Raw genomic sequence first — 24,132 nt, forward strand, 5'->3', positions numbered from 1 at the left:
CGACGAGATAGCCATCGGGCACAAGAGACAGACGATGCCTCTCGCAGGGCAGAGTTCTCTTGTGCCCGATCAGCTGGAGGTGTGCGTACGTCCGTTTTGCGCGCGTGGGAAGGAGCCGGTTCCTGCTGTATGAGCGCACGACGTGACCGGCAATGCGTTGCGGACGGGAATGCTGTTTCTCTGCATCGGGAACCTCCTTTCGCTCAACTTCTTACGCGGTGTGGACACTAGCGCGTTTGCCCTGCGCAGGTCAAGGATTTGTGCGCATTTGGCGGATCCTTTGGCAGCTCGGTGTTACCTCGCTCGTCGCAGTCGGCAGCGGTGCGACGTGCCGTCCAATCCACCCTCTTTCAGAGGGAGCGAGCCGCGCTGAGCATGCAAGAACGATGGGTGAATGAGAAGGCACAGCCTGCCTCCCGCGCTTCGGTGACGGAGTCCGGTACCGTAGCGGTGTTCGATGGTCAGGAGAGGGCACCCCGATATGCACCTAAAGAGCTTGACGCTCAAAGGGTTCAAGTCGTTTGCACAACCGACAACGTTTGCGTTGGAACCCGGCGTCACCTGCATCGTCGGCCCCAACGGTTCGGGAAAGTCGAATGTCGTCGATGCGCTCGCCTGGGTGATGGGTGAGCAAGGTGCGAAGACTTTGCGCGGCGGCAAGATGGAAGACGTCATCTTTGCTGGCACCTCGACCCGAGGACCATTGGGCCGTGCAGAGGTCCAGCTCACGATTGACAACAGTGATGGTGCGTTGCCAATCGAGTACTCCGAAGTGTCGATCAAGCGCACACTCTTTCGCAACGGTTCTAGTGAGTACGCCATCAATGGCGAAACGTGTCGACTGCTCGATGTGCAGGAGCTGTTGAGCGACTCGGGCCTCGGCCGCGAGATGCACGTGATCGTGGGGCAGGGCCGTCTCGATAGTGTGTTGCAGGCGACGCCGGAGGACAGACGCGGCTTCATAGAAGAAGCAGCGGGAATCTTGAAGCACCGCCGCCGCAAAGAGAAGACATTGCGCAAGCTTGACGCCATGGAGGCGAATCTCACCAGGCTGAGCGACCTCGCTGGCGAGTTGCGCCGGCAGCTGAAACCGCTCGGTCGGCAAGCTGAAATCGCCCGGGAGGCGGCGACCATCGCCGCTGTCGTGCGCGATGCGAAAGCACGTCTCTTTGCGGATGATCTGGTCGGCCTGCGCGCAGAGCTTGCGCGTCATGCCGCGAGCGAACACGAGCGTCATGCGGAGCGCATCGTGCTGCAAGATCGTCTCGAAAACACGAGAAGTCGGATTGAGCAGCTCGAATCTGATCAGCGCTCCGAGGCGGTCGACAACGCGCGAAGCGTGACTTTCGCGCTGGAACGCGTACAGGAGCGGCTTCGAGGGCTCTATTCGCTAGCTGGCCAACGCCTTTCTTTGCTGGGCGAGGCCGAAGACGACGATCGTCACGAGCTGACTACTGTGTCGCAGGCGATGATCGATGATGCCCGCTTAGAGATCGATGAGGTAGCGAGTGGATTGGGCGGGGCCCAGGATGCCGCGGCCGAAGCCTCACGCCAGGTTATGCGTGCCCGCGCTGAACTTGATGCTCTTGACGTCGATATCGCTGAGCAGAGTTCGATGGTATCGGCCCATGACATGAAGCTGACCGCGTTGCGCGGTGGCGCCGATGCCGCGGCTTCTGCATTGTCGGCGGTACAGACCGCAGTCGAACGACAGCAACGCGCACTTGACGCCGCGCTGCTCAGACGCGCTGAAGCGGAACGTGACTTAGAGAGCATCGACCCAAGTTCTGCGCCAGAAGGCTCGGCTGCCGAGCACGCCGAGGCGTACGAGCGGGCGCAGCACGAGGCCACCGATGCAGAAGCACGAGTGGCCGCGTTGCGCGAAGAGTTGCATAAGTCCGAACGCGAGCGCGAGTCGCTGACGGCACAGACAACTGCCTTAGGTCGGGCACTCGAAGTGAAGAACGCGGCGTCCAGTCTGATTGCCTCTGGTACTCCGGGGGTTCGCGGACTCGTCGGTGACGCTGTTCAGATACGCTCGGGCTACGAAGCGGCGATCGCCGCAATACTGGGCTCCTTTGCTGAAGGCCTGCTCGTCGACGATCACGACACGGCGTTTACCGTCGCCAGCGGGGTGAGCGGCACCGACGTCGGCGTCGTCGATATGGTCATCGCCGATTCCAGTTCTCGATTCGGCGGCGTGCCGGCGTTGGCCGCAACGGTCGCGGCCGTTGACGTCGTCACGGCGCCGCCGGGAGTTATGGGCTTGCTGGCGCGAGTCGTGGTAGCCGATGATCTCGATAGCGCACGCGCCGCGGCAGCGATGGCTGATGATGAGGCGGCACTGACCATCGTCACTCGCGCCGGCGAGGTATACACGGCGAACTCGTTGCGAGCGGGTGCTGGGGCATCACGCTCCCGACTTGAGCTCGCCGCGGAACGGGATGCTGCTGCGCAGCGCCGAGACGAAGTCACCGCGATCGCAGATAGCCTGCGTGAAGACCTGCACGCAGCGTCGCAATCGCAGGAGAACGCACGTCAGGCGACCAAGAATGCCCTCGCGACTCTTCGCTCGCACGATGCAGCCCTCGCGGCACACACCGAGCAGCTCAATCGCGCGACGATTCGCTACGAAGCGGCGGTGGCCGAGTGCGAACGCCTGGCGTCAGGGGTAGCGCAGGCGGCAAACGCGGTAGAAGAGGCAGAGTCGGCGGCTCATTCAACTCAATCGCAGTTGAACACTGCGCTCGAGGCACCGCGGCCGATACTCGACGCGTCAGCGCGGGAGCCGATGCTCGCGGCGTTAGAACAAGCCCGTGATGACGAGATGCGCGCGCGCCTAGACGTGGAGACGCTACGCGAGCGGATCCGGGCCGAAGAGGCCCGCGTGGCAGGGATGGTGCGCCAGCGGGAACGTGAGCGTGAGGCAGCCGCGGAGGCTGCGCGACGCGCCGTTATTCGCCGCGGTCAGCGCGAGGTGGCGGCGAGTGTGGCAGCGGCATTGCCCGCCGTGCTCGATTCTGTCGACCGTTCCGTTGCGCAAGCGCGACTCGAACTGGTCGCCGCTGAGTCGGCGCGCACAGCGGTGACCGATGAACTCGCAGAGCTTCGTCGTCAAGAGTCCAGCCTCAGAGAGCGGCTCGCATCGCTTACTGAAAGCGTGCATGGGCTCGAACTGCAGATTCACGAGAAAAAGCTGCACGTCACAGGACTTCTTGAGCGGGTTAGCTCCGAGCTTGGCCTCGAAGAGAACATTCTGATCTCGGAATACGGGCCTGAGGAGTTGATCCCCGCGGACAGAGTACTCACGAGCGACAGCGCAACACAGCAGGGCGCCAGTGAGAGCGACGTGCAGCCCATCGATGCCGCGCCCGTCGCCTACGACCGCGCTCAGCAACGCAAGCGATTGCAAGAGGCTGAACGAAAGCTGAGCCGTTTGGGTCGAGTGAATCCGCTTGCACTGGAAGAATTCTCTGCTCTCGAGCAACGTCACAAGTTCATGACAGAGCAACTCGCGGATCTGAACCAAACGCGAAGAGACCTTGTCACAATCATCGACGAACTCGACGAACGTATGCAGGTTATCTTTCTGGCAGCATTCGAAGACACCAAGGTCGCATTCGGCGAGGTGTTCCCGATTCTCTTTCCGGGAGGGTCTGGCAGCATCTCGCTTACCAAGCCCGACGAGCCCCTCACCACTGGCATCGAGGTGTCGGTGCGACCAGTGGGAAAGAAGATCGAGCGACTATCGCTGCTTTCGGGCGGCGAGCGATCACTCGCAGCGGTCGCATTGCTCACTGCGATCTTCAAGGCACGTCCGAGCCCGTTCTATATTCTCGACGAGGTCGAGGCAGCACTAGACGATGCGAACCTCGGCCGGCTGCTTGGTGTCTTTGAGCAGTTGCGCGAGTCAAGTCAGCTCATCGTCATCACTCACCAGAAGCGCACGATGGAGATTGCCGACGCCCTGTACGGTGTCTCAATGCGACAAGACGGGGTGTCTGCAGTCGTCGGTCAGCGCATCGTTGACCGTGCTGCCTCTTAGGCACACGACTGAGGCCCCGTAGGCTGGAGATATGGCAGAGAGTTCTTGGTCGCTTGGCCGTGCATTGCGCGGCATGTTCGTCAAACCCACAATCGATGAAACGACCTGGGAAGATCTCGAGACAGCACTAATCACTGCTGATTTCGGTCCTGATATCTCGGAACGTGTGATCGACGAGCTTCGCGAGAAGGTGGAAAGATTCCGCACGACTGATCCGCGAGATTTGCAGCGGATGCTGAAGGAAACCCTCGAAGAACACTTTGCCAAGTTCGACTCGACTCTGAAGCTCACGGAACGACCCGCAGTAGTGCTGGTAGTCGGGGTGAATGGCGTAGGCAAGACCACCACGATTGGCAAGTTTGCCAAGTTCTTGCAGCGCTACGGACGTTCGGTGGTGGTCGGCGCGGCCGACACTTTTCGTGCGGCTGCCGTTGACCAGCTTGCTACGTGGGCCGAGCGTGGGGGAGCGGCTATCGTTCGGCCGCAACAGGAGGGCCAGGATCCTGCTTCTGTTGCATTTCAGACGATCGACTACGCCAAACAGACCTCGACTGAGATTGTTCTCGTCGACACCGCGGGTCGTTTGCACAACAAGGGCGGCCTCATGGATGAGCTCACCAAGATTCGTCGTGTGATCGAGAAGCAAGCGCCAATCAGCGAAGTGCTGTTGGTGTTGGATGCCACGACCGGACAAAACGGCGTCATGCAAGCCGAGGCCTTTCTCGAGCACGCCGGTGTCACCGGCCTAGCTATCACCAAGCTGGACGGATCCGCCAAGGGTGGCTTCGTTCTTGCCGTCCAAGAGCGCACCGGCATTCCGGTCAAGCTTCTCGGCCAGGGCGAGGGCATCAACGATCTCACCGGCTTCACACCTCACGTATTCGTCTCCTCATTGGTCGACTGAGTCACAGTCTTGTAAACGGAAGCGCGGCGCGCCCTGAGCGGACTACCGCGACGCGGCAGAGGCTGGTTCTATTGACCTATGGCAATCGAGCACGACTACTTTGGGCTTCTTGAATCCGGTCCTGATGGCTCCATCTTCTGGTCCGAGAACGTCGAGATAGGCGACCAGTCAGTAACGGTCGATCTGACAGCTCCCGACCAAGATGATGTGTCAGGAGCGGCGCTTGATGTTGCGGCGGGCTTGATCTCGGGGATCGAAGACATCGACCGCAGCGCGCGCAATGCGATGGTCAACGAACTCAGCGATCGCACCAGCGAGGTCACCGAGTACATCCTTCAGCAACAGGACGCAATGGGGGACGAGCTTGAAGAACTTCTGGTCGACATCTCGGGGGACACCCACATCGACGTCATCCGTTCTTTGCAACTGATGAGCCTGACGATTCTTGCCGACGAGCACGGTGGCTCAGACCCATTCGCGGTGCTTGAGTACGCGCTTGACCCCGATGCCACCGATGACGTGCTGCTTGTGAACCTGGGGTCTGAGGGTGAAGTGCTTTCTGTGACAAGCGCGGAGTAGCCCCACTAGCGTGACTCAAATGACAAGCTATTCTGCACGCGTCGGCAGGCCGAAGGCGTCGTCACGCGAGATTCTCGCAGAAGCTGCCTGCGAGCTGTTCTTGGAACGAGGTTTCGAAGCGACCTCCATTGGTGCCGTTGCGTCGCGTGCGGGCGTCAGCAGATCAAGTTTCTTCAACTATTTCTCATCGAAGTCAGACATCTTGTGGGCCGGGTTTGACGAAGCGCTGCTCGTGTTGGAAACCTCGCTCAAGGATCAGTCCGAAATGGATGCTGCACGCCAGGTGCGATGCGCAGTTGGCACGCTTGGCGCAGATTTCGTTCCCGACAGCCTTGCTCTGGCGATTCTGAACTCGGCAGCAATGGAACTCACGGACGAACTAGCGCGCGAATCCGCGTTGCGCAGTGCGCGCATTGCACGTGCGGTGTCGGACCGCTTCATTGCTGGGGGCGCCGACCGGCTCACAGCCAATATTGCGGGCGCTGCGTGGGGCGGCGCCGTTCTGGCAGCCATCGATGCGTGGGCACGTGACGGTGCCGGCCGAGGCGATCTCACGGTCTTCATGACGCTTGCCGCTGATACGGCGTCGTCAATATCGCTCGATGGAGGGCATGAGCGAAGGTAGCCCGCATGCTCGCGTAGAATTGGCGAATCATGGCAACTTTCGGCACGCTTTCTGACCGTCTTACCGAGACTTTCCGTAATCTGCGGACGAAGGGCAAGCTCTCGCCCGCAGATGTCGACGGAACCGTACGTGAGATTCGACGTGCCTTGCTCGATGCCGACGTCGCCTTGGTGGTTGTCAAGGAGTTCACATCTAAAGTTCGAGAACGCGCCCTTGGTGACGAAGTCAGCAAGGCTCTGAACCCGGCACAGCAGGTCGTGCAGATCGTGAATGAAGAGCTTGTTGCGATCCTTGGTGGCCAACAACGCCGCCTCGAGTTCGCCAAAACACCACCGACCGTGATCATGCTTGCGGGCTTGCAGGGCTCGGGAAAGACGACTTTCGCGGGCAAGCTTGCGCGCATGCTTGAAAAGGACGGCCACACGCCGTTGTTGGTAGCAGCTGACCTTCAGCGCCCCAACGCGGTCAACCAACTTCAAGTCGTTGCGGAACGCGCGGGGGCGGCGATCTTTGCCCCGCAGCCCGGCAACGGGGTTGGCGACCCCGTGCGCGTATCAAAGGAGGGCGTCGAGTACGCCCGTCAGAAGCAGTACGACACGGTGATCATTGACACGGCCGGACGGCTGGGTGTCGATGCTGAACTCATGAAGCAAGCCGCCGACATCCGCAAGGCGACGAACCCTGACGAAGTCCTGTTCGTCATTGATGCGATGATCGGTCAAGATGCCGTCAGCACCGCAAAAGCTTTCCAGGATGGCGTTGACTTCACAGGTGTCGTGCTGTCAAAGCTCGATGGTGATGCCCGCGGTGGCGCTGCGCTTTCGGTCGCATCTGTCACCGGGCGCCCGATCATCTTTGCCTCGAACGGTGAAGGGCTCGACGACGTCGAAGCGTTCCACCCCGACCGCATGGCGTCGCGAATCCTCGATCTTGGTGACATTCTCACGCTGATTGAGCAAGCGCAGCAGACGTTTGATGAGGCCGAGGCGATGAAAGTCGCCGAGAAGCTCGCCAGCGAGACGTTCACTCTCGAAGACTTCCTCGAGCAGATGCAACAGATGAAGAAGATGGGCTCGATGAAAAAGATGCTCGGGATGCTCCCGGGTATGGGAGGCATGAAAGATCAGCTCGACAACTTTGACGAACGCGAGATCGATCGCACCGAGGCGATCATCCGTTCGATGACTGTTGGTGAACGACGAAACCCCAAGGTGCTCAACGGATCACGCCGCCTTCGCATCGCGCGCGGTTCAGGCATGACAGTCACTGATGTGAATCAGCTTGTGCAACGTTTTGACCAGGCAGCGAAGATGATGAAAACCGTTGCCAAGGGGGGCATGCCTAATATTCCGGGTATGGGTCCCGTCCCTGGCTCACGCCCGGGCGCTTCTGCCAAGCGAGGCAAGCAACAGAAGGCGAAGGGCTCGCGCTCTGGGAATCCAGCGAAGCGTGCCGCAGAGAACGCAGGGATAGCCGCGAGCGCGTCTACAACTCCCGCAGGCACGGGTTTCGGCCTAGGGGGCAAGTCTGCGGCGCCCAGCGAAGCTGACCTCGCAGAACTGCAAAAGATGCTCGGAAAGGGCTGACGCTTGTTCATGAGTTCGGTCGCGCGAAACTCCACTTAGGTGGAGGCGAGGTGGTCGCGCAAGGTCGGACCAGCGCGGAACTCGCGAATGAGATGCTGTACGACTTGGCGCAGATCTCCGCCTGCCTCATCCGCAACGCGCAGCTGACGCTCGTAGCTTGCACCGTTGGTCAGGACGGACTCAATGCCTCGAAGTTCTCTGGCACACCTCAGGTCGGTCGCGATATCACCCATCTGATCCAGAATCTGCACCAAGTGCTCTCTTACGGGCATTTGTGCGCCGTCTTCGTCGATGATCACCCGCGCGTCTAGCCCATATCGTGCCGCGCGCCACTTGTTCTCTCGCACGAACCACGGTTGCAAATACGACAGGGTGCGACCTTCATCAAGCTCGCGTGAAAAGTGCTCGACGAGAACTTGCACGAGCGCTGCGACGGCGGCCAGCTCGGGCAGGGTCGACATTCCGTCGCACGCGCGAACTTCGATTGTGCCCCAACGCGGAGCGGGGCGAATGTCCCATCGAACTTCGGTCGAGTCCTCCATCACACCGGTTCTCACCATGTCATCGAGGTAGTGCTCAAACTGCGACCAGTCTTCGAGGGGCCATGGCAAGCCCGCAGTGGGCAGTTGCTGGAACACGAGCGAGCGATTGGAGGCGTATCCCGTACGATCACCCGCCCAAAAGGGGCTTGAGGCCGAGAGCGCTTGGAAGTGGGGGAGGTAAGCCGACAATGCCCGGATGATGGGGAATACCTTGTTCACGTCTTCCACTCCGACGTGGACGTGGATGCCCCAGATCATCATGTTTCGTCCCCACCACTGGGTCCTATCGATCAGTGAGCGGTAGCGACTCTTATCGCTCACTTCCTGGTCATACCATTGGGCGAATGGATGACTGCCTGCGCACAGAAGCTCGATGCCGCGGGTGTCGGTGAAAGTGCGTACCAATGCGATCGAGTCTGCAATGTCGTCAACTGCGGCCGCGACCGTGTCGCCGATACCGCTGGTGACCTCGATCGTGTTGGTGAGAAGCTCCCCGGTTACTGTGTAGCGCTCGAGCGCGCTCGCCTCTTCGAGCGATTCAAGGACTTCTGGCGCCCGTGGGACGAGGTGTCCAGACGCACCGTCGGCGAGCATCACTTCCCACTCGAGCCCCACTGAAGCACGCTCTGATGTCGCGAATGGCACCGTCATGGCGACATCCTTGCACGGCAATGAAGAAATGTATCTACGGCGATCCGAGTTCGATCAGCAGCACACCGCCGACGATTGCGATGATGCCCAACCCCATGATCCAGGTGAATGGTTCTTTGAAGAGCCAATGAGCCAGTACAGCCGTGAGGGCGACCCCGCACGCGGACCAGATTCCGTATGCAACGCCGACCGGCATGCCCGCGTTGAGGCATTGGAAGAGCAACGTAAAAGCGAGGAGGTAGGACACGAGAATCGGTGCAATCCACACGCGCTTGCGTAGGCCCTCAGACGCACGCAACGCCATCGTTCCAGCAACCTCGAAGATGATCGCGCCGGCGAGAAACAGCCAGATCATTGCGATTCACTCGTTTCCATTGGCTTTCGGGCGGTGGCGCCGAGCTCGACAAGAAGAACCCCACCGATAACGACCACAATTCCGAGCGACATCATCCACGTGAGTGGATCTCCGAAGAGCACGGCGGCGAGCACTGCGGTGAGGGCGACACCGCTCGCTGCCCAGACTCCGTAAGTCAACCCGATCGGCGCGCCAGTGCGCAGCAACATCGCCAAGCTGATGAATGCACCGGCGTAGCCGATCACGACGACAATCAGCCAAGCGGCATGTTCTGTCATGAGATGCAGTGAAAGCGTTGCTGATACTTCAAGCACTATCGCTGCAACGAGATACAGCCATTTGGACATGGGCGCCTTTCGAATGCTGAGTATCCCGACGGGTAAGACAGGTTGCATGATCGTGTTGCTGATTCAACGCTAGCGGATGGCATCCGCTGGTCAGGAAACGGGGTGTCGTCGGTCGGTTCGCGACTCGCCTCGTTATCTGGCAGAATAGAGGGTCGGATCACCTGCTCGACCCTCTATCCAGCAGGGGAGATCCTCCTCAGAGCTTCCGCCGGGTGTGCACCCCACGCTCCAGGCGATCAGTTCGTCCACTTTTAGACACATTCAGGAGAATCGTGGCTGTCAAGATCCGTCTCAAGCGCTTGGGTAAAATCCGCGCGCCGTATTACCGCATCGTCGTTGCCGACTCGCGCACCAAGCGCGATGGCCGTGTTATCGAAGAGATCGGCAAGTACCACCCCACCGAGGAGCCCTCGTTCATCGAGGTTGATTCCGAGCGTGCGCAGTACTGGCTCAACGTTGGCGCACAGCCGACGGAGCAGGTCGCTGCACTGCTCAAGCTGACCGGCGACTGGGGCAAGTTCAAGGGCGACAAGGACGCCGTGTCGACTGTTAAGACACGCGAGCCCAAGCCTGAGTTCAGCATCGACGCTTCGAAGAAGTCAGTCATCAAGCCGAAGGCTGAGAAGAAGGTTGAGGCTCCGGCCGAAGCCGAAGCCGAGGCTCCCGCCGCTGACGCAGCCGACGCAGAGTAGTACTCCGTTGCTGGCTGCCGCGCTCGAGCACATCGTTAAGGGGATCGTTGATCACCCGAACGATGTCCGTATCGACTCGAGCACCTCGCCGCGAGGCGACGTGCTCGAGGTACACGTTCACCCCGATGACCGGGGTCGCGTGATCGGGCGCGGCGGCCGCACGGCCAAAGCCCTGCGCACCCTTGTTGGCGCACTCGCAGACGGACAACGTGTCCGCGTTGATGTTGCCGATGACTGAAGTGGCAGGCGACCCACCTAGCGAGTCCGGTGGGGGAAAGACCCAGCTACGTGTTGGACGCCTCGTGAAGGCGCATGGGCTCAAAGGGGCTATCAAACTCGAGCTGTACACGGATGACCCTGAGGGACGCTTCGTCCCCGGCGCCGTCTTTACACTGCAGGTTCCTGAATCTTCGCCGTGGCATGGCAAGCCCCTCACGGTGCGAGAGTTTCGTTGGATGAACTCTCACGCCGTCGCCTTCTTCGAAGGTGTGGAGGATCGTGACGCTGCCGAAGAGCTAATTCGGGCCATCTTGTGGATCGATCAAGACCCAACGGTCGCGCCGATCGAGGAAGACGCGTGGTTTGATCACCAGCTAGTCGGACTTGACGCCGTTCGCGACGGCCAGATCGTCGGCCGAGTCATTCGCGTGGAACACTTTCCCGCACAGGATCTGCTTGTGATTCGCACGACTAGCGATGACGAGGTTCTTGTGCCGTTCGTCAAGGCGATTGTTCCCGAGGTAGATGTGTCACGGGGACGGGTGATCTTGACCCCGCCAGCCGGTTTGCTCGAAGACTTGGTCGATGGCGACGACTCGGGATCCGACGAACCCGAGACGCCAGCCGACCTCAGCTGAGGCGTGAAGTCATGCGCGTTGATATCGTCACGATATTCCCGGCGTTCTTCGACGTCTTGAATGTCTCGCTCATCGGGAAAGCCCGCGATCGGGGCATCCTCGATCTGAACGTTCACGATCTTCGCGAGTGGACTCAGGATCGTCATCACACCGTCGACGACACGCCCTACGGTGGCGGCGCTGGAATGGTGATGAAGCCTGAGCCATGGGGCTATGCCCTAGATGCGCTGCTCTCACCCGATGCCATCCTGCTCGTGCCCTCACCTGCCGGTGAACGCTTTTCTCAGCCCCTCGCTCGTGAACTGGCACAAGAAGAGCACCTTGTGTTTGCGTGCGGTCGCTACGAGGGTATCGATCAGCGCGTTGTCGACCATTTTGCTGCGCGTGGGCGCGTACGTCTGGTGAGCTTGGGGGACTACGTTCTCAACGGCGGCGAGGTGGCTGCGATGGCCATGATCGAAGCAGTCTCGCGCCTCATTCCAGGCGTAGTGGGAAATCCGATGTCTCTCGTCGAGGAATCCCACGAGGCCGACGGGTTGCTGGAGCACCCGAGCTATACCAAGCCCGCGGTGTGGCGCGAATTAGAGGTTCCTGCTGTGTTGCTGAGCGGCAATCACGGAGCAATCGCAGCCTGGCGCCACGATCAGAGCGTGCAACGCACCGTCCAGAACCGTCCGGATCTGCTCGAGAAGTAGCTTCTCGGACGAGCGTGGTTCAGTTCGTGCCCAGGCCAGAGCGATCTGTCAGGATGATCGGACCATCGTCGGTGATGGCAATGGTGTGCTCAGAGTGTGCGCCACGGCTACCATCGGCACTTCGCAGCGTCCAGCCATCTGGGTCGGTGATCAGTTTGTCTGTCGTGCGGAGGAACCACGGCTCAAGCGCCAAAACGAGGCCGTTGCGCAACGGAAATCCACGACCAGCGCGGCCATCGTTGGGTACGTGAGGGTCGCCGTGCATGACGCGGCCCACGCCGTGGCCACCAAAGTCGGTGTTGATCGAGTAGCCGTCGGCGTGAGCGATTTCGGCCACCGCCGCGGAGATGTCGCCGATGCGGTTGCCGACCGTGGCAGCAGCGATTGCGGCATCGAGCGCACGTTCAGTCGTATCGATCAGTGCGAGGTCTTCATCTTTTGGGGTTCCCACGACGAACGAGAGCGCGGAGTCCGCTACCCAACCGTTGACCGAAACCGCGAAGTCCAAGGTCACCAGGTCACCGTCGCGCAGCGCGTAATCGAAAGGGAGTCCATGCAAGACCGCGTCGTTGATTGATGTGCAGATCACCTTGCCAAACGGGCTTGCACCGAAAGACGGGTGATAGTCGATGTAGCAAGATTCAGCGCCCGCTTTGCGGATCATTTCGTGCGCGCGTCGATCGATGGCGAGGAGGTTCATTCCCACCGTGACTTCTTCGCTCAGCGTTGCGAGCGTCTCAGCGACAAACCTGCCTGCTGGCCGCATCGCTTCAATCTCGGTGGGTGTGCGCAATTCGATCATTGCGTCTCCTCTCGTCCCTCCCATTGTGGCGGACGCTCGGTGCGGTGGCTGGGAGGATGCCCCGCAGTGCGCCAGCGCATAGCGACTGAACGCCCGGCAGGCGTAATATCAACCTATGTGGTTGCGCAGGGCGTTCTATAGCTGGTTGATCCCCGCTGCCTTTCTGTTGCCGCTTTGGCTTTTCGTCGGCTGGGGCGTATTCAACGCGGGGGGTTGGGCCTTTCTTTGGGTCCTCCTGATTGCTGTGCCATCAGTTTTCCTCGGGCAACTTCTGCTTACACTTCTGGTCCGCGCTCGTGGCACAGTGAGGGCACAACGCGCGGTGTCGTGGTGGGATGTGCTCGGATTCTCGATCTGGCACCTCCTCACAATTTCTCTCGGATTCTATGCTCAGGCCTGGTGGGCTCCGGTTTTCGTGCTCACGGTATTCGTCGCCGTGGGACTCTTCTGGCTTGAGCTATGGCAGCTGTGGCGCGAGGCTCAGCCGGCACGGATGGTCTTGCGTACAGAGGAAGGCGTCGCCTACCTGCGGCCCGCCACTCAGCCGAACAGCGAGTCTGCGCCCAGCGACGAAGCAGTGTTCGTCATAAACGAGAACCCACCCGCGTCACGTTAGTTTTGCCCGCAACCGCATCCATGGCAGAATAGTTCTTCGTGCCTTGACCAGCTTCTGCCTCAGGGGAACTAGCCGCCTGGTTTTACCGGCGGCTTCGGGCACCGCACTCCTTTCCATTCCTTCCCGTAGTCGACCTGTGGCGGCTACAGAGAGATACGATCATGCAGATCCTCGATTCGGTCGACGCAGCGTCACTGCGTTCCGACATCCCCTCCTTTAACGCCGGTGACACCGTCAAGGTTCACGTAAACATCACCGAAGGCAACCGTTCACGTATCCAGGTTTTCCAGGGCGTTGTTATCGGACGTTCGGGCGACGGCGTTCGCGAAACCTTCACCGTTCGTAAGATCAGCTTCCAGGTTGGCGTCGAGCGTACTTTCCCGGTGCACAGCCCCGTCATCGACCACATTGAAGTCGTGACCTTCGGCGATGTGCGCCGCGCGAAGCTGTACTACCTGCGCGATCTGCGCGGTAAGAAGGCAAAGATCAAAGAGAAGCGCATCGCTCGCTGATTCGCTTTCGGATAAATACCCCGCGCCTTTGGTGCGGGGTATTTTCTGTTTGTGGCATATATGCCTGCAAGCGCAACGGAGTGTGGCAACCTTGACAGATGCTCCGATGGACGGAGCGGGGCGAAGGAACTGCGATGACCACCGAGAAGACCTCGCCGACTCCGGTGGCTGAATCTTCGCGGGCCGCCACCTCGTCCCGACGACGACGCCGGGGTTGGCTCACTTTTGCTCGTGACGTGGTCGTCATCGTACTCATCGCTGTTCTGGTCTCGTTCTTGGTCAAGACGTTCGTAGTGCGCTCTTTCTATATTCCCTCGGGCTCGATGGAGAACACACTGCAGATTGACGATCGCATTTTGGTGGACGAGATCACACCACGGTTTACGGGATATTCGAGGGGCGACATCGTGGTCTTTGAAGACCCCGGTGGCTGGTTGCCCGTCGTCACGGAAGCTCCTCGACCACCCGTTATCGAAGGTGTCGATTGGTTGCTATCGCTCGTCGGGTTGTCTTCTCCAGACAGTGACGACCATCTGGTGAAGCGTTTGATCGGGCTTCCCGGAGACCACGTAGTCTGCTGCAACAGTGTCGGCCAGATCACCGTGAACGGCACGGCAATTGATGAGTCTGCCTACATCAAGACGCCAACGGCGGATGCCGCGGCGTCGGGCGATGAGTTTGATGTGATCGTCCCCGACGACAGCCTGTGGGTGCTCGGCGACAACCGGTATCGCTCAAAAGACTCGAGGTATAACACCGATCAGCCCGGCAATGGTTTTGTACCCGTCGAGAATGTTGTGGGACGTGCATTCTTGATTACGTGGCCGTTCGATCGATTCGGTCTGCTCAACTTTCACCATGAACAGTTCGCTGGCGTCAGCGATCCGGAAAGCCTCGTGGCCACCGACGCGGGAGAGCCTGCTCCGTGACGGTGATCGAACCTCAACTCACTTTAGAACGCCGACTGCTCAAGGATCATTCTGTTGTCATCGCTTGTGATGAAGTAGGCCGGGGCGCGCTGGCCGGACCCGTCGCCGTCGGAGCGGTCGTGCTCGACGCTCCTCGATCTCGCAAACGCATCCCGAAAGGTCTCAGGGATTCGAAGCTGGTTCCCGAAGCGCGTCGCCCGGAGGTTGCTGCTCGGGCCGAGGCATGGGTTGCTGCGAGCGCGGTCGGCTGGGCGAGCGCGGCTGACATTGACCAGGTGGGTATTATGCGCGCTTTGGGCCTCGCCGCGTTGCGGGCGATCGATGATCTGCGCATCGACGGCGGTGTGCCCGAAGACGCGGTTATCTTGCTTGACGGCAACTACGACTACATCACAGCAGCTGGCGGCGCCGGTCTGCACGTGCAACCCGTTGTCAAAGCGGATCGCGACTGCGCATCGGCCGCAGCAGCATCCGTTCTCGCCAAAGTTCAGCGTGATGCCCTCATGGTTGAGCTGCACAACGAGAAGCCCGCCTACGTGTGGTCTCGTAACAAGGGTTACGCGAGCCTTGCGCACCGCGCGGCAATTCGTGAACACGGACTCAGCCGGCACCATCGTGTGTCGTGGTCAATCGCTGATGCGCCAACGTTGTTCTAAGAGAGTCATAGGATAGAAACACCATGGACGATGAGGTATTCGAAGACTACGACCGTGAGCTCGAGCTCGCGCTCTACCGTGAGTACCGAGATGTGGTCGGGCAGTTCGCGTATGTGATCGAGACTGAACGACGGTTCTATCTTGCGAACGAGGTCAATGTCGTACGCCAGGATACTGAGCACGACTTCTACTTTGAGATCTCGATGTCAGATGTATGGGTTTGGGATATCTACCGTGCCGATCGCTTTGTGAAAGCGGTGCGGGTGCTGACGTTCAAAGATGTCAATGTCGAAGAGCTCACGCGGCGTGACTTCCAGCTTCCTGAGGAGCTTTCGCTCGACAACTGAGGTCAGGCACTCCTCCCCAGTCTTTGGGTGAGGCCGCGTTTGCACCGCGGCAGGCGTTCGTCGCTGCCTCCCCATCAGACGAGTCCATGATCTGCCTATGGCAGAAAAGGATCTTTTCGGGCGGGCGGGCGAGGATCGCGCGGCCCGCTACCTTCAGAGCCTCGGCTACGCCGTGCTCGAGCGCAATTGGCGGTGTACGGCAGGCGAGATTGATCTCGTGGTCGGGCGCGCGAATGAACTGGTCATCGTCGAAGTGAAAACTCGTCGCAGCGAGCGGTTTGGACACCCTTTCGAGGCGATTGATGCGGCGAAACGTGCTCGACTGTGGCGTCTAGGCAACGCGTGGGTTGCCCAACACCGCCGCCAGGCTCAAGGAAGACAGATGCGCATTGACGCAATCGGTGTCACAGGGGCCGATCCTGAGACTGCCCTGCTCGAACACCTTGAAGACGTCGACGTCGCATGAAGGTTGCGCGAACACTCTCTGTCGCTCTCGTCGGGGCAGAAGGCGAGATGGTTGAGATTGAGGCTGACCTCTCCAACCAGACCCCGGACTTCAAGATCATTGGTTTGCCAGATAAGGCGCTTGGTGAGGCCGTACAGCGAGTTCACAATGCGTGCGCCAACAGCGATCTCGCGTTGCCGCGTCGTCGACTGACGATCAATCTGTCGCCTGCCAGTCTGCCGAAACATGGTTCGGGCTTCGACGTGGCCATTGCGATGGTTGCTGTGGCGACTGAGATCGCGATGAGCACTGACTCTGTCGCGTCGACAGTGCACTTGGGCGAACTCGGTTTGGACGGCAGGCTACGTCCAGTTCCGGGGATTCTTCCTGCAGTACTCGCGGCAGCGCGCGCCGGACACAAGCGCATCGTTGTGCCGTTTGCAAACACTCAGGAAGCGCAACTCGTCGAGGGCGTTGAAGTCTTAGGCGCCGTCAACTTGGCGCAGGTTGCCTCGTGGCACGGTGCCGATGTGTGCGTGCCTGACGAAGACCCGATTACGCTTCCCGCCGCGTCTGACGGTGCCGGTGCGACCGAGGCGACTCCCGACCTAACCGACGTCGTTGGCCAGCGCGATGCGGTCAATGCCCTCATTGCAGCAGCTGCCGGGGGTCATCACCTGCTGATGTGTGGCCCACCCGGAGCGGGCAAGACAATGCTTGCTCGTCGCCTTCCGGGAATTCTCCCACCGCTTGGGGACCGAGCGGCGCTGGCGGTCGCTTCGATTCGCAGCCTCTCCGGCACGAGGATTGTCGCGCTCGACAGGAACGCGCCCTTTGAATCCCCGCACCACAGTGCGAGTGTTGCCGCGCTGGTGGGTGGCGGTTCGAGGAGCGTTCGCCCGGGCGCCATCGCTCGCGCAACGGAAGGCATTCTCTTTCTCGACGAAGCGGGCGAGTTCCAAGCAGCCGCACTCGACGCGTTGCGACAGCCGTTGGAATCGGGAACAATCACAATCAACCGGGCGGGCTCGAGTGCAGAGTTTCCCGCGAAGTTTCAGCTTGTATTGGCAACAAACCCATGCCCGTGTGGCGACTATGGCATCCGCGGCGGCAACTGCACATGTCCGCCGGCCGCGATCCGTCGCTATCTAGGTCGGCTGTCGGGGCCGCTCCTTGACCGCATCGATATCGAGCTGACACTAGCGCGCGTGTCGGTCGCGCAGAGACGATCTGAAGTCGTCGCAGTGTCGACCTCAGAGGCGCGGCTCCATGTCGCGGACGCCCGGGCACGGGCGACGCAACGGCTGGGCGATACGCCGTGGCGACTCAACGCCGACATCCCCGGTAGCTGGCTTCGGGACGGTCCTCGCTCGCCATCGCCAACAGTAAGACGTCCATTGGACGTCGCTTTGCGCAAAGGCGCGATAACACTCCGCGGATTTGACCGAGTGCTGCGCTTGGCCTGGACGCTTGCGGATCTCGATGGAAAAGCGGAGCTAGGGCTCGACCACATCGGCCGCGCTTTGTTCTTGAAGAAGGGGATGGCTCTATGACTGACTTCTGCTTCGACATCGGCCTCGCACGCGAGAGTGTCGAGGGTCTGGGGACTGAGCTCGACGATGACTACTCGGTGCGTGAAAACGCGGCGCGGATTGTGTGGAGTCATCTCACGGAACCCGGCGACGGGATTGCAGGCCTGGTCGTCGAAGTTTATGGGGCGGCAGACGGGCTGGAGCGGCTCGTTGCCGACGCACGCGGCGGTTATGACGCGCTTGCATCGTTGTTGGACAAAAAGGCGCACAGCGATGCCTTGCGACGATGGCTACCACGGCTGTCGCGGCAGGTCGTAAACGACACTGTCTCGCTGGCACGACGTAGAGGAATCGCGCTCGTCGTCCCTGGCGATAACCGATGGCCGCCTATGTTGGGTGACCTTGGCGTGCACAGCCCGATTTGCCTCTGGGTGCGCGGCGAGCCCTTGTTGCTGCGTTCTTCGCTCCCGCAAGTAGCGATCGTCGGTGCGCGGGCTGCGACAGCCTATGGCGAACATGTTGCCGTGGAGCTTGCTTCAGAGCTTGCCGCGTCAAATGTAGCTGTGGTCTCTGGCGCCGCATATGGGATTGATGGCGCCGCCCACCGCGCAGCGCTGATTGCTGGGGGAACGACAATCGCGCTGATGGCAGGTGGGGTTGATCGGTCTTACCCGGCAGGACACACGCAACTCTTGGAACGTATCGCCCAAACCGGCGTGGTGGCGAGCGAGACACCTCCAGGGTCCGCGCCGACGAAGTGGCGCTTTCTGCAACGCAATCGTCTGATTGCCGCGCTGACTTCGGCCACCGTTGTGGTCGAAGCAGGGTGGCGCAGCGGTTCGTTGAACACGGCTGGCCACGCGGCGCAACTGAGTCGGCCGCTCGGCGCGGTTCCCGGCCCGATCACCTCGGCAGCGTCGGCCGGATGTCACCGCTTGTTTCGAGAGTTCGGTGCGCAGTGCGTGACAAGCGCCTCCGATGTTCGCGAACTCCTTGGCATGAGCGCCTCTGATGATGCAACCGCGATGCTTGACCTCGAGGGAACCGATGACACCACGAGAGTTCTCGACGCGCTCAGTGCGCGAGTGTGGCGAGAAACTGTCGATGTAGCTCGACGCGCTGGCATGCTGCCCGAAGAAGTCGAAGCGGCGCTCGGGATGCTCACGCTCGAAGCGAAGGCCGAACGATCGGCACACGGGTGGCGACGCCACAACGGGAGATGAAGGACACGGTGAGGCAAGAGGCTAGGCGCCCCGACAAAGGGGCATGCTTGAGGGATGGAGTTCAACGACGCGGCGGATGCCTTCGTGGAGCATCTGCTCAAGGTGCGACGGCTCTCGCCTGCGACCGCGCGAGCGTACCGTTCGGATCTGTCGGACCTCTCCCGCTCGAGCGGTGAGTGCTCGCTGCACGAGATCGAACTCGAAACCCTTCGCGAGTGGCTGTGGATCGCGACGAAACGAGGCGATGCAAAATCAACGATCGCGCGCCGCACGGCAGCAGCACGAAGTTTCTTCGCTTGGGCTGTTGAACAAGGACTACTAGAGAGAGACCCGGCCCTGAGGATAGTAGCGCCCAAGCGCGGTCGCTCACTGCCGCGCATCGCCACTGGAGATGCTCTGGCGACGTTGCTCAGTGCTATGCAGATTTCTGCATCGTCGGGAGATGCGATTGCGTTGCGGGACCATGCGCTGATCGAGATGCTCTACGGTGCAGCTTTGCGCGTTTCCGAGGTCTGCAGTCTTGACCTGAATGACATTGATCAGGCGCAACGCACGGCGAAAGCCATCGGTAAGGGCTCCAAGGAGCGGGTCGTGCCATACGGCGGCGCCGCCGCGCGCGCGCTGGACAGCTACCTTGTGCGCGGCCGGCCAATACTTTGTGCACGAGATGCGGGATCTCCTGCACACGATGCTCTGTTCTTAGGAGCGCGCGGAGCGCGCCTGGGAACGAGGGCTGTGTACGACGTGGTGTCGCGCGCACTTGCCAACCACGTGGGCGGGGCGGCCGGTCCGCATTCGCTGCGCCATTCGGCGGCAACTCATCTGTTGGACGGGGGAGCGGACCTGCGGACCGTGCAAGAAATTCTCGGGCACGCAAGTCTAGGCACGACACAGATCTACACTCATGTCTCCAGTGAGCGTTTAGCAGAAAGCTATCGCCTCGCACACCCCCGCGCATAACGGCCGAAGCGTGCGTTAGCGTCGTGCGCATGCCGAAGCTACGTTCACTGCTGGTACCCATCGCTCTCACTATCGGCCTCACTGGTCTCGCCGCGTGCGCACCATCGACGCAGCCGTCCGACGTGTCACGCAGTAGTGACACCGTCGAGCAGGAGTCAGACATCGGCCGTGGTGAAACTGACGACGTGGACGAGGACGCCACGGACGAGGACGCCGATGATGGGGCGGTGAGCGAGCGTGTGGATTGTGCTGGCTCGGCAGTAACGGTCGCCAACAGCGCCGCGGGGTACGCGTTGCATGGAGTTTGTCCTCAGGTCACGATCGAAGGCAACGACCTTGAGGTTGCACTCGAAGAAGCCGAAGTCGGATCAATTGTCATGCGCGGCGATCGGATTGACATTGACGCTGGAGACATCAGCTCGGCCTCGAAAAGCGGCCAATCTAACCGCGTGGACGCCACGAGTATAGGCAGCCTGGATATCGCGGGTTCACGCAATGAGGCCGATATTGACGGAGTTCTTGGGTCGGTGGCCATCAATGGCGACGACAACAAGGTCCACGGGCGCGAGATCGGAGATGTCAGCGACAGCGGCTCGCGCAACGAGATACGGCGCGACTAGTGCGACTACTCGTTGCTAGCCGAACAACAGGGGAGCAATACTGCGCGTGGCACTTCGCCAACCAGGAGCGCTGGATTGATGTAGTTCCCGTGTAGCCGCAGACCGACGTGGAGATCTCCGTCATCGGTGTGCCCGCCGACCGCGACCTCACCGACCAGTTGTTGACGAGTGACCGTGGCACCTTTGCTCAGGTCGGACGTCACCGGTTCAAGCGTTGTGACAAGACCACCGCCATGGTCGATGGTGATGATCGCCCGATCGACCACATGTCCGACGAAGGCCACCCGTCCATCCGCTGGTGCAAACACAGCGTTGCCTGCCCGCGGTCGCAGATCAACCCCGCGGTGGCCGGGAGCATACTCGTGTGAGGGCGCGACGAACGCTCGCGTGAGCTGAAAACTAGTCAACGGCCAACTCCACCTCACAGCTGGAGGTGTCTCAGAAACAGTCGAGGGTGCGCGCTGTTCAGCCAGTGAACCTGTCGGAGTCGGCGACCCGGCAGCTGCTGGCACCGCCCAGAGCGGTGTCACCAGGACCCCGGCGATGAGGCCGAGCGCACACCTTGCGCGTCGACGCGACATTCGGGATCCTCGAGCGACGAGGCGGTCTCTACCGGTGCTCACAGCAACATCATTCGCCCCGTTAGGAAGCTCGATCCGAGACAACGGGAATCTCTATCCACTGCAAGCGACGCGCTGTGCGGGGGAGGAGGCGGTGCTGGTACACTGAACGAGCACCCTGCTTGTCAGGGTGACTACGCGTGCCCACAGCGCAACGGCCCCTCTGCGAGGGAGCCGCGTGGCAACTACTCCCAACGGTCTCACGGAATCTCCGTGAGCGGGTGTGTGCCGGGCACTAGGCTCACCGGTCACCATCGGTGAAACACACAACCGCAAGAGGCGCCTCAGTGCGCCAGAACAGGAGGACGGCCATGGCCGTCGTAACCATTCGCCAGCTGCTCGACAGCGGCGTTCACTTTGGACACCAGACCCGCCGGTGGAACCCGAAAGTAAAGCGCTTCATTCTCACCGAGCGCTCGGGCATTCACATCATCGACCTGCAGCAGTCGCTTTCCTACATCGACAAGGCTTACGAGTTCGTCAAGGAGACCGTCGCGCACGGTGGCACTGTGCTCTTCGTGGGAACCAAGAAGCAGGCGCAGGAAGTCCTCGCTGAACAGGCCACTCGTGTTGGCCAGCCCTACGTGAACCAGCGCTGGCTCGGCGGTCTGCTCACCAACTTCCAGACAGTTTCCAAGCGTCTCGCTCGCATGAAGGAACTCGAAGAGCTCGATTACGAGAACCCCGCTGCAAGTGGCTTCACGAAGAAGGAGCTCTTGCTGAAGAAGCGTGAGCTTGACAAGCTTCACAAGTCGCTCGGCGGAATTCGCAACATGTCGAAGACGCCCTCGGCGATCTGGGTCATCGACGCAAAGCGCGAGCACCTTGCGATCAGCGAGGCAGCAAAGCTTGGCATCCCGGTTATCGGAATTCTCGACACCAACGCAGACCCTGACGAGTTCCAGTTCCCGATCCCGGGCAACGACGACGCTATTCGTTCAGTTAGCCTGCTGACGCGCATCATCGCTGACGCTGCCGCTGAGGGCCTCATCCAGCGCCACCAGCCAAGCGAAGAAGCTGCTGACGCTGAGCCGCTCGCCGACTGGGAGCGCGCGCTTCTCGAACAGCCCGCTGAAGAAGGCGCCGCTGCTGCAGAGACTGCCGAGACCCCGGCCGAGGCCGCTAAGGACGCTGACGCCCCGGCCGAGGCTGCTGAAGCCGCTCCCGAGGCTGCTGAAGCCGCTCCCGAGGCTGCTGAAGAGGCCAAGGGTGAAGAGGTAGCTGCCGAGTAATTCGGCGCCTCATTTAGATTCCACCTCGGCGGAGGCAACCGGATGGCTGTCTTCGCCGAGGCATCCACACACTCACGACAACCAAGGAGCCACTACCCATGGCAAACTTCACGATCGCCGACATCAAGTCGCTGCGCGAGCAGCTCGGCACGGGAATGGTCGACACGAAGAAGGCCCTCGAAGAGGCCGACGGCGATGTCGAGAAGGCAGTAGAGATCCTGCGCCTCAAGGGCGCAAAGGGCAACGCGAAGCGTGCAGACCGTTCCACCAGCGAGGGCTTGATTGCAGCTCGCGAGTTGGAGGGCAAAGTTACGCTGATCGAGCTCGCATGCGAGACCGACTTTGTTGCCAAGAATGACCGCTTCATCTCGCTGGCCGACAAAGTTGCAGACGCAGCCGCGGCCGCCGCTTCCGATTCATTGGAAGCAGCTTTGGCCGCCTCAGCTGGTTCGCAGACCGTCGCTCAGCTGATCGACGATGAAGCCGCGATCATTGGCGAAAAGGTCGAACTGCGTCGCGTACGCACGCTCGTCGGTGACAACTTCGAGGTGTACCTCCACCGCACCAATAAGGATCTTCCTCCGCAGGTAGGCGTAGTTCTCGCTTACACGGGAACCGACACTGAGACCGCTCGTAGCATCGCTCAGCACATCTCGTTTGCGAACCCGTCGTACCTTTCACGCGATGAGGTGCCAGCCGCTGACGTCGACAAGGAGCGTGAGATTGTCACTGAGATCTCGCGCAACGAAGGAAAGCCGGAAGCGGCGCTCCCCAAGATCGTTGAGGGGCGCGTGAACGCGTTCTTCAAGCAGGTTTCACTCCTGGACCAGGACTATGCGAAGGACAATAAGCAGTCCGTCGCAAAGGTGGCACAGGATGCTGGCCTTACCCTTACGGGCTTTGCCCGCTTCAAGGTCGGCGCGTAACATCGTGAAAAGGCCCGCATCACCACATGATGCGGGCCTTTTCTCATGCCCTTCGGTAGGTTGTCGTCAACGAGAGGATCCCCGTGATCAATGAAGTGAGCGGACGCCGACGCGTCCTTTTGAAGCTCTCTGGAGAAGCGTTTGGTGGAGGCCAGTTGGGTGTCAATCCCGACGTCGTCGGCCAGATCGCCCGCGAAATTGCCGAGGCGGTCGATCGTGTTGAGATCGCCATCGTCGTGGGCGGCGGAAACTTCTTCCGAGGCGCAGAGCTGAGCCAGCGTGGGATGGATCGCGGACGAGCCGACTACATGGGCATGCTGGGAACGGTAATGAACGCCCTTGCGCTTCAAGACTTTCTCGAGCAAGCCGGTGCAGCGACTCGTGTTCAGTCGGCGATTGAGATGACCCAGGTCGCGGAGCCGTACATTCCGCGCCGGGCGGAGCGGCACCTCGAAAAGGGTCGTGTGGTCATCTTCGGTGCCGGCGCTGGGCTTCCCTACTTCTCAACTGACACGGTTGCAGCGCAGCGCGCGCTTGAGATTGACGCCGTAGAGGTGCTGGTGGCCAAGAACGGTGTTGATGGGGTGTACACCGCCGACCCCAAAGTGGATGCCACCGCCACGAAGATCGATCAGATCACATACCTCGACGCGCTCCAGCGTGGCCTTAAAGTGGTGGACTCGACGGCGTTCAGCCTCTGTATGGACAACAAGATGAACATGCGCGTCTTCGGTATGGAGCCGACGGGAAACGTCACTCGCGCTCTACTGGGCGAGCCGATCGGCACCAGGGTCACGGCGTAGAGCCGACGGCCCCAGTAGACTTATCCTGCCC

The 24,132-nt window shown here is 60.8% G+C and carries 27 protein-coding genes; 22 read left to right on the forward strand and 5 right to left on the reverse strand.

Translation table 11 applies throughout. From position 1 onward, the window contains the following. The first annotated feature begins 481 nt into the window (after nt 1-481). The 5 genes from smc (at nt 482) to ffh (ending at nt 7,739) form a co-directional block, all read left to right on the forward strand. Nucleotides 482-4,045 carry a chromosome segregation protein SMC gene (smc, locus tag AB0O81_RS01700; protein WP_363580568.1) on the forward strand — a complete coding sequence of 1,188 codons (3,564 nt, stop codon included), beginning with the start codon at nt 482-484 and terminating at the stop codon, nt 4,043-4,045. 31 nt (nt 4,046-4,076) lie between these two features. Beyond that, nucleotides 4,077-4,949, forward strand: a complete 873-nt coding sequence (ftsY, locus tag AB0O81_RS01705) for a signal recognition particle-docking protein FtsY (protein ID WP_363580570.1) — start codon at nt 4,077-4,079, stop codon at nt 4,947-4,949. A 78-nt stretch (nt 4,950-5,027) separates the two neighbouring features. Further along, a complete protein-coding gene (locus AB0O81_RS01710; protein WP_363580572.1) occupies nt 5,028-5,528 on the forward strand; it encodes a DUF2004 domain-containing protein in 501 nt (166 codons plus the stop codon). 19 nt (nt 5,529-5,547) lie between these two features. Continuing rightward, nucleotides 5,548-6,153: a TetR/AcrR family transcriptional regulator gene (locus AB0O81_RS01715; RefSeq protein ID WP_363580574.1), complete on the forward strand. Its 606-nt coding sequence runs from the start codon at nt 5,548-5,550 to the stop codon at nt 6,151-6,153. A 29-nt stretch (nt 6,154-6,182) separates the two neighbouring features. Then, on the forward strand, nt 6,183-7,739 hold the full coding sequence (gene ffh, locus AB0O81_RS01720; RefSeq protein ID WP_363580576.1) for a signal recognition particle protein: 1,557 nt from the start codon (nt 6,183-6,185) through the stop codon (nt 7,737-7,739). Nucleotides 7,740-7,774: 35 nt separating this feature from the next. Here ffh and AB0O81_RS01725 read toward each other — a convergent pair whose 3' ends face one another. From AB0O81_RS01725 to AB0O81_RS01735, 3 genes are read right to left on the reverse strand one after another with little or no spacing between them, the layout of a single operon-like run. Continuing rightward, complete coding sequence (locus AB0O81_RS01725) at nt 7,775-8,932, reverse strand: glutamate--cysteine ligase (protein ID WP_363580578.1); 1,158 nt, start codon at nt 8,930-8,932, stop codon at nt 7,775-7,777. Between the two features lie 34 nt (nt 8,933-8,966). Then, nucleotides 8,967-9,287: a multidrug efflux SMR transporter gene (locus tag AB0O81_RS01730; RefSeq protein ID WP_363580580.1), complete on the reverse strand. Its 321-nt coding sequence runs from the start codon at nt 9,285-9,287 to the stop codon at nt 8,967-8,969. After that, a complete protein-coding gene (locus AB0O81_RS01735) occupies nt 9,284-9,634 on the reverse strand; it encodes an SMR family transporter (protein WP_363580582.1) in 351 nt (116 codons plus the stop codon). The genes AB0O81_RS01730 and AB0O81_RS01735 overlap by 4 nt, the downstream gene beginning before the upstream one ends. 272 nt (nt 9,635-9,906) lie before the next feature. Between AB0O81_RS01735 and rpsP the strand changes: the two genes are divergently transcribed. Genes rpsP through trmD form a run of 4 tightly spaced genes read left to right on the forward strand, consistent with a single transcriptional unit; the run spans nt 9,907 to nt 11,878 of the window. Next, entirely contained in the window at nt 9,907-10,326 is a 420-nt protein-coding gene (gene rpsP / locus AB0O81_RS01740; RefSeq protein ID WP_363580584.1) for a 30S ribosomal protein S16, read from the forward strand. Nucleotides 10,327-10,333: 7 nt separating this feature from the next. Continuing rightward, entirely contained in the window at nt 10,334-10,564 is a 231-nt protein-coding gene (locus tag AB0O81_RS01745) for an RNA-binding protein (protein ID WP_363580586.1), read from the forward strand. Further along, the gene (gene rimM / locus AB0O81_RS01750) at nt 10,557-11,183 is read left to right on the forward strand and encodes a ribosome maturation factor RimM (protein WP_363580588.1); all 627 of its coding nucleotides are present in this window, start codon (nt 10,557-10,559) and stop codon (nt 11,181-11,183) included. The genes AB0O81_RS01745 and rimM overlap by 8 nt, the downstream gene beginning before the upstream one ends. A gap of 11 nt (nt 11,184-11,194) precedes the next feature. Beyond that, on the forward strand, nt 11,195-11,878 hold the full coding sequence (gene trmD, locus AB0O81_RS01755; RefSeq protein WP_363580590.1) for a tRNA (guanosine(37)-N1)-methyltransferase TrmD: 684 nt from the start codon (nt 11,195-11,197) through the stop codon (nt 11,876-11,878). A 19-nt stretch (nt 11,879-11,897) separates the two neighbouring features. Here the strand turns inward: trmD and map are convergent, their stop codons facing one another. Next, complete coding sequence (map, locus tag AB0O81_RS01760; RefSeq protein ID WP_363580592.1) at nt 11,898-12,680, reverse strand: type I methionyl aminopeptidase; 783 nt, start codon at nt 12,678-12,680, stop codon at nt 11,898-11,900. Between the two features lie 115 nt (nt 12,681-12,795). Here map and AB0O81_RS01765 point away from each other — a divergent pair, with 115 nt between their 5' ends. The 10 genes from AB0O81_RS01765 (at nt 12,796) to AB0O81_RS01810 (ending at nt 20,520) form a co-directional block, all read left to right on the forward strand. Then, nucleotides 12,796-13,296 (forward strand): MFS transporter permease, encoded by a 501-nt coding sequence (locus AB0O81_RS01765; RefSeq protein WP_363580594.1) that lies wholly within the window; start codon nt 12,796-12,798, stop codon nt 13,294-13,296. A gap of 161 nt (nt 13,297-13,457) precedes the next feature. Then, nucleotides 13,458-13,808: a 50S ribosomal protein L19 gene (gene rplS / locus AB0O81_RS01770; RefSeq protein WP_363580596.1), complete on the forward strand. Its 351-nt coding sequence runs from the start codon at nt 13,458-13,460 to the stop codon at nt 13,806-13,808. Nucleotides 13,809-13,942: 134 nt separating this feature from the next. After that, on the forward strand, nt 13,943-14,737 hold the full coding sequence (gene lepB, locus AB0O81_RS01775; protein WP_363580598.1) for a signal peptidase I: 795 nt from the start codon (nt 13,943-13,945) through the stop codon (nt 14,735-14,737). After that, complete coding sequence (locus AB0O81_RS01780; RefSeq protein ID WP_363580600.1) at nt 14,734-15,393, forward strand: ribonuclease HII; 660 nt, start codon at nt 14,734-14,736, stop codon at nt 15,391-15,393. Before lepB ends, AB0O81_RS01780 begins: the two co-directional genes overlap by 4 nt. 23 nt (nt 15,394-15,416) lie before the next feature. Further along, nucleotides 15,417-15,740 carry a DUF2469 family protein gene (locus AB0O81_RS01785; protein ID WP_363580602.1) on the forward strand — a complete coding sequence of 108 codons (324 nt, stop codon included), beginning with the start codon at nt 15,417-15,419 and terminating at the stop codon, nt 15,738-15,740. A gap of 97 nt (nt 15,741-15,837) precedes the next feature. After that, nucleotides 15,838-16,206 carry a YraN family protein gene (locus tag AB0O81_RS01790; protein ID WP_363580604.1) on the forward strand — a complete coding sequence of 123 codons (369 nt, stop codon included), beginning with the start codon at nt 15,838-15,840 and terminating at the stop codon, nt 16,204-16,206. Then, on the forward strand, nt 16,203-17,738 hold the full coding sequence (locus AB0O81_RS01795) for a YifB family Mg chelatase-like AAA ATPase (RefSeq protein WP_363580606.1): 1,536 nt from the start codon (nt 16,203-16,205) through the stop codon (nt 17,736-17,738). Before AB0O81_RS01790 ends, AB0O81_RS01795 begins: the two co-directional genes overlap by 4 nt. Then, nucleotides 17,735-18,940, forward strand: coding sequence for a DNA-processing protein DprA (gene dprA / locus AB0O81_RS01800; protein WP_363580608.1), 1,206 nt, complete (start codon nt 17,735-17,737; stop codon nt 18,938-18,940). Before AB0O81_RS01795 ends, dprA begins: the two co-directional genes overlap by 4 nt. A gap of 54 nt (nt 18,941-18,994) precedes the next feature. Beyond that, nucleotides 18,995-19,900 carry a tyrosine recombinase XerC gene (locus tag AB0O81_RS01805; RefSeq protein ID WP_363580610.1) on the forward strand — a complete coding sequence of 302 codons (906 nt, stop codon included), beginning with the start codon at nt 18,995-18,997 and terminating at the stop codon, nt 19,898-19,900. A gap of 29 nt (nt 19,901-19,929) precedes the next feature. Beyond that, nucleotides 19,930-20,520 carry a hypothetical protein gene (locus AB0O81_RS01810; RefSeq protein WP_363580612.1) on the forward strand — a complete coding sequence of 197 codons (591 nt, stop codon included), beginning with the start codon at nt 19,930-19,932 and terminating at the stop codon, nt 20,518-20,520. Between the two features lie 5 nt (nt 20,521-20,525). Here the strand turns inward: AB0O81_RS01810 and AB0O81_RS01815 are convergent, their stop codons facing one another. After that, entirely contained in the window at nt 20,526-21,101 is a 576-nt protein-coding gene (locus AB0O81_RS01815) for a peptidoglycan DD-metalloendopeptidase family protein (protein WP_363580614.1), read from the reverse strand. Nucleotides 21,102-21,451: 350 nt separating this feature from the next. On the opposite strand from AB0O81_RS01815, the gene rpsB reads away from it, so the two are divergent. The 3 genes from rpsB (at nt 21,452) to pyrH (ending at nt 24,101) form a co-directional block, all read left to right on the forward strand. Further along, the gene (rpsB, locus tag AB0O81_RS01820; RefSeq protein ID WP_363580616.1) at nt 21,452-22,372 is read left to right on the forward strand and encodes a 30S ribosomal protein S2; all 921 of its coding nucleotides are present in this window, start codon (nt 21,452-21,454) and stop codon (nt 22,370-22,372) included. A 98-nt stretch (nt 22,373-22,470) separates the two neighbouring features. Then, nucleotides 22,471-23,298 carry a translation elongation factor Ts gene (gene tsf / locus AB0O81_RS01825; RefSeq protein ID WP_363580618.1) on the forward strand — a complete coding sequence of 276 codons (828 nt, stop codon included), beginning with the start codon at nt 22,471-22,473 and terminating at the stop codon, nt 23,296-23,298. Nucleotides 23,299-23,381: 83 nt separating this feature from the next. Next, nucleotides 23,382-24,101 carry a UMP kinase gene (gene pyrH / locus AB0O81_RS01830; RefSeq protein ID WP_363580620.1) on the forward strand — a complete coding sequence of 240 codons (720 nt, stop codon included), beginning with the start codon at nt 23,382-23,384 and terminating at the stop codon, nt 24,099-24,101. Nucleotides 24,102-24,132: the final 31 nt, after the last annotated feature.

The sequence above is a fragment of the Microbacterium sp. NPDC076911 genome (genome assembly GCF_040687125.1).
Lineage (GTDB): Bacteria > Actinomycetota > Actinomycetes > Actinomycetales > Microbacteriaceae > Microbacterium.

Excerpts from the sequence above, each read along its gene's own strand:
- smc (WP_363580568.1), top strand. The coding sequence starts at position 482 with ATGCACCTAAAGAGCTTGACGCTCAAAGGGTTCAAGTCGTTTGCACAA.
- ftsY (WP_363580570.1), top strand. The coding sequence starts at position 4,077 with ATGGCAGAGAGTTCTTGGTCGCTTGGCCGTGCATTGCGCGGCATGTTC.
- AB0O81_RS01710 (WP_363580572.1), top strand. The coding sequence starts at position 5,028 with ATGGCAATCGAGCACGACTACTTTGGGCTTCTTGAATCCGGTCCTGAT.
- AB0O81_RS01715 (WP_363580574.1), top strand. The coding sequence starts at position 5,548 with ATGACAAGCTATTCTGCACGCGTCGGCAGGCCGAAGGCGTCGTCACGC.
- ffh (WP_363580576.1), top strand. The coding sequence starts at position 6,183 with ATGGCAACTTTCGGCACGCTTTCTGACCGTCTTACCGAGACTTTCCGT.
- AB0O81_RS01725 (WP_363580578.1), bottom strand. The coding sequence starts at position 8,932 with ATGACGGTGCCATTCGCGACATCAGAGCGTGCTTCAGTGGGGCTCGAG.
- AB0O81_RS01730 (WP_363580580.1), bottom strand. The coding sequence starts at position 9,287 with ATGATCTGGCTGTTTCTCGCCGGCGCGATCATCTTCGAGGTTGCTGGA.
- AB0O81_RS01735 (WP_363580582.1), bottom strand. The coding sequence starts at position 9,634 with ATGTCCAAATGGCTGTATCTCGTTGCAGCGATAGTGCTTGAAGTATCA.
- rimM (WP_363580588.1), top strand. The coding sequence starts at position 10,557 with ATGACTGAAGTGGCAGGCGACCCACCTAGCGAGTCCGGTGGGGGAAAG.
- trmD (WP_363580590.1), top strand. The coding sequence starts at position 11,195 with ATGCGCGTTGATATCGTCACGATATTCCCGGCGTTCTTCGACGTCTTG.
- map (WP_363580592.1), bottom strand. The coding sequence starts at position 12,680 with ATGATCGAATTGCGCACACCCACCGAGATTGAAGCGATGCGGCCAGCA.
- AB0O81_RS01765 (WP_363580594.1), top strand. The coding sequence starts at position 12,796 with ATGTGGTTGCGCAGGGCGTTCTATAGCTGGTTGATCCCCGCTGCCTTT.
- rplS (WP_363580596.1), top strand. The coding sequence starts at position 13,458 with ATGCAGATCCTCGATTCGGTCGACGCAGCGTCACTGCGTTCCGACATC.
- lepB (WP_363580598.1), top strand. The coding sequence starts at position 13,943 with ATGACCACCGAGAAGACCTCGCCGACTCCGGTGGCTGAATCTTCGCGG.
- AB0O81_RS01785 (WP_363580602.1), top strand. The coding sequence starts at position 15,417 with ATGGACGATGAGGTATTCGAAGACTACGACCGTGAGCTCGAGCTCGCG.
- AB0O81_RS01790 (WP_363580604.1), top strand. The coding sequence starts at position 15,838 with ATGGCAGAAAAGGATCTTTTCGGGCGGGCGGGCGAGGATCGCGCGGCC.
- AB0O81_RS01795 (WP_363580606.1), top strand. The coding sequence starts at position 16,203 with ATGAAGGTTGCGCGAACACTCTCTGTCGCTCTCGTCGGGGCAGAAGGC.
- dprA (WP_363580608.1), top strand. The coding sequence starts at position 17,735 with ATGACTGACTTCTGCTTCGACATCGGCCTCGCACGCGAGAGTGTCGAG.
- AB0O81_RS01805 (WP_363580610.1), top strand. The coding sequence starts at position 18,995 with ATGGAGTTCAACGACGCGGCGGATGCCTTCGTGGAGCATCTGCTCAAG.
- AB0O81_RS01810 (WP_363580612.1), top strand. The coding sequence starts at position 19,930 with ATGCCGAAGCTACGTTCACTGCTGGTACCCATCGCTCTCACTATCGGC.
- AB0O81_RS01815 (WP_363580614.1), bottom strand. The coding sequence starts at position 21,101 with ATGTCGCGTCGACGCGCAAGGTGTGCGCTCGGCCTCATCGCCGGGGTC.
- rpsB (WP_363580616.1), top strand. The coding sequence starts at position 21,452 with ATGGCCGTCGTAACCATTCGCCAGCTGCTCGACAGCGGCGTTCACTTT.
- tsf (WP_363580618.1), top strand. The coding sequence starts at position 22,471 with ATGGCAAACTTCACGATCGCCGACATCAAGTCGCTGCGCGAGCAGCTC.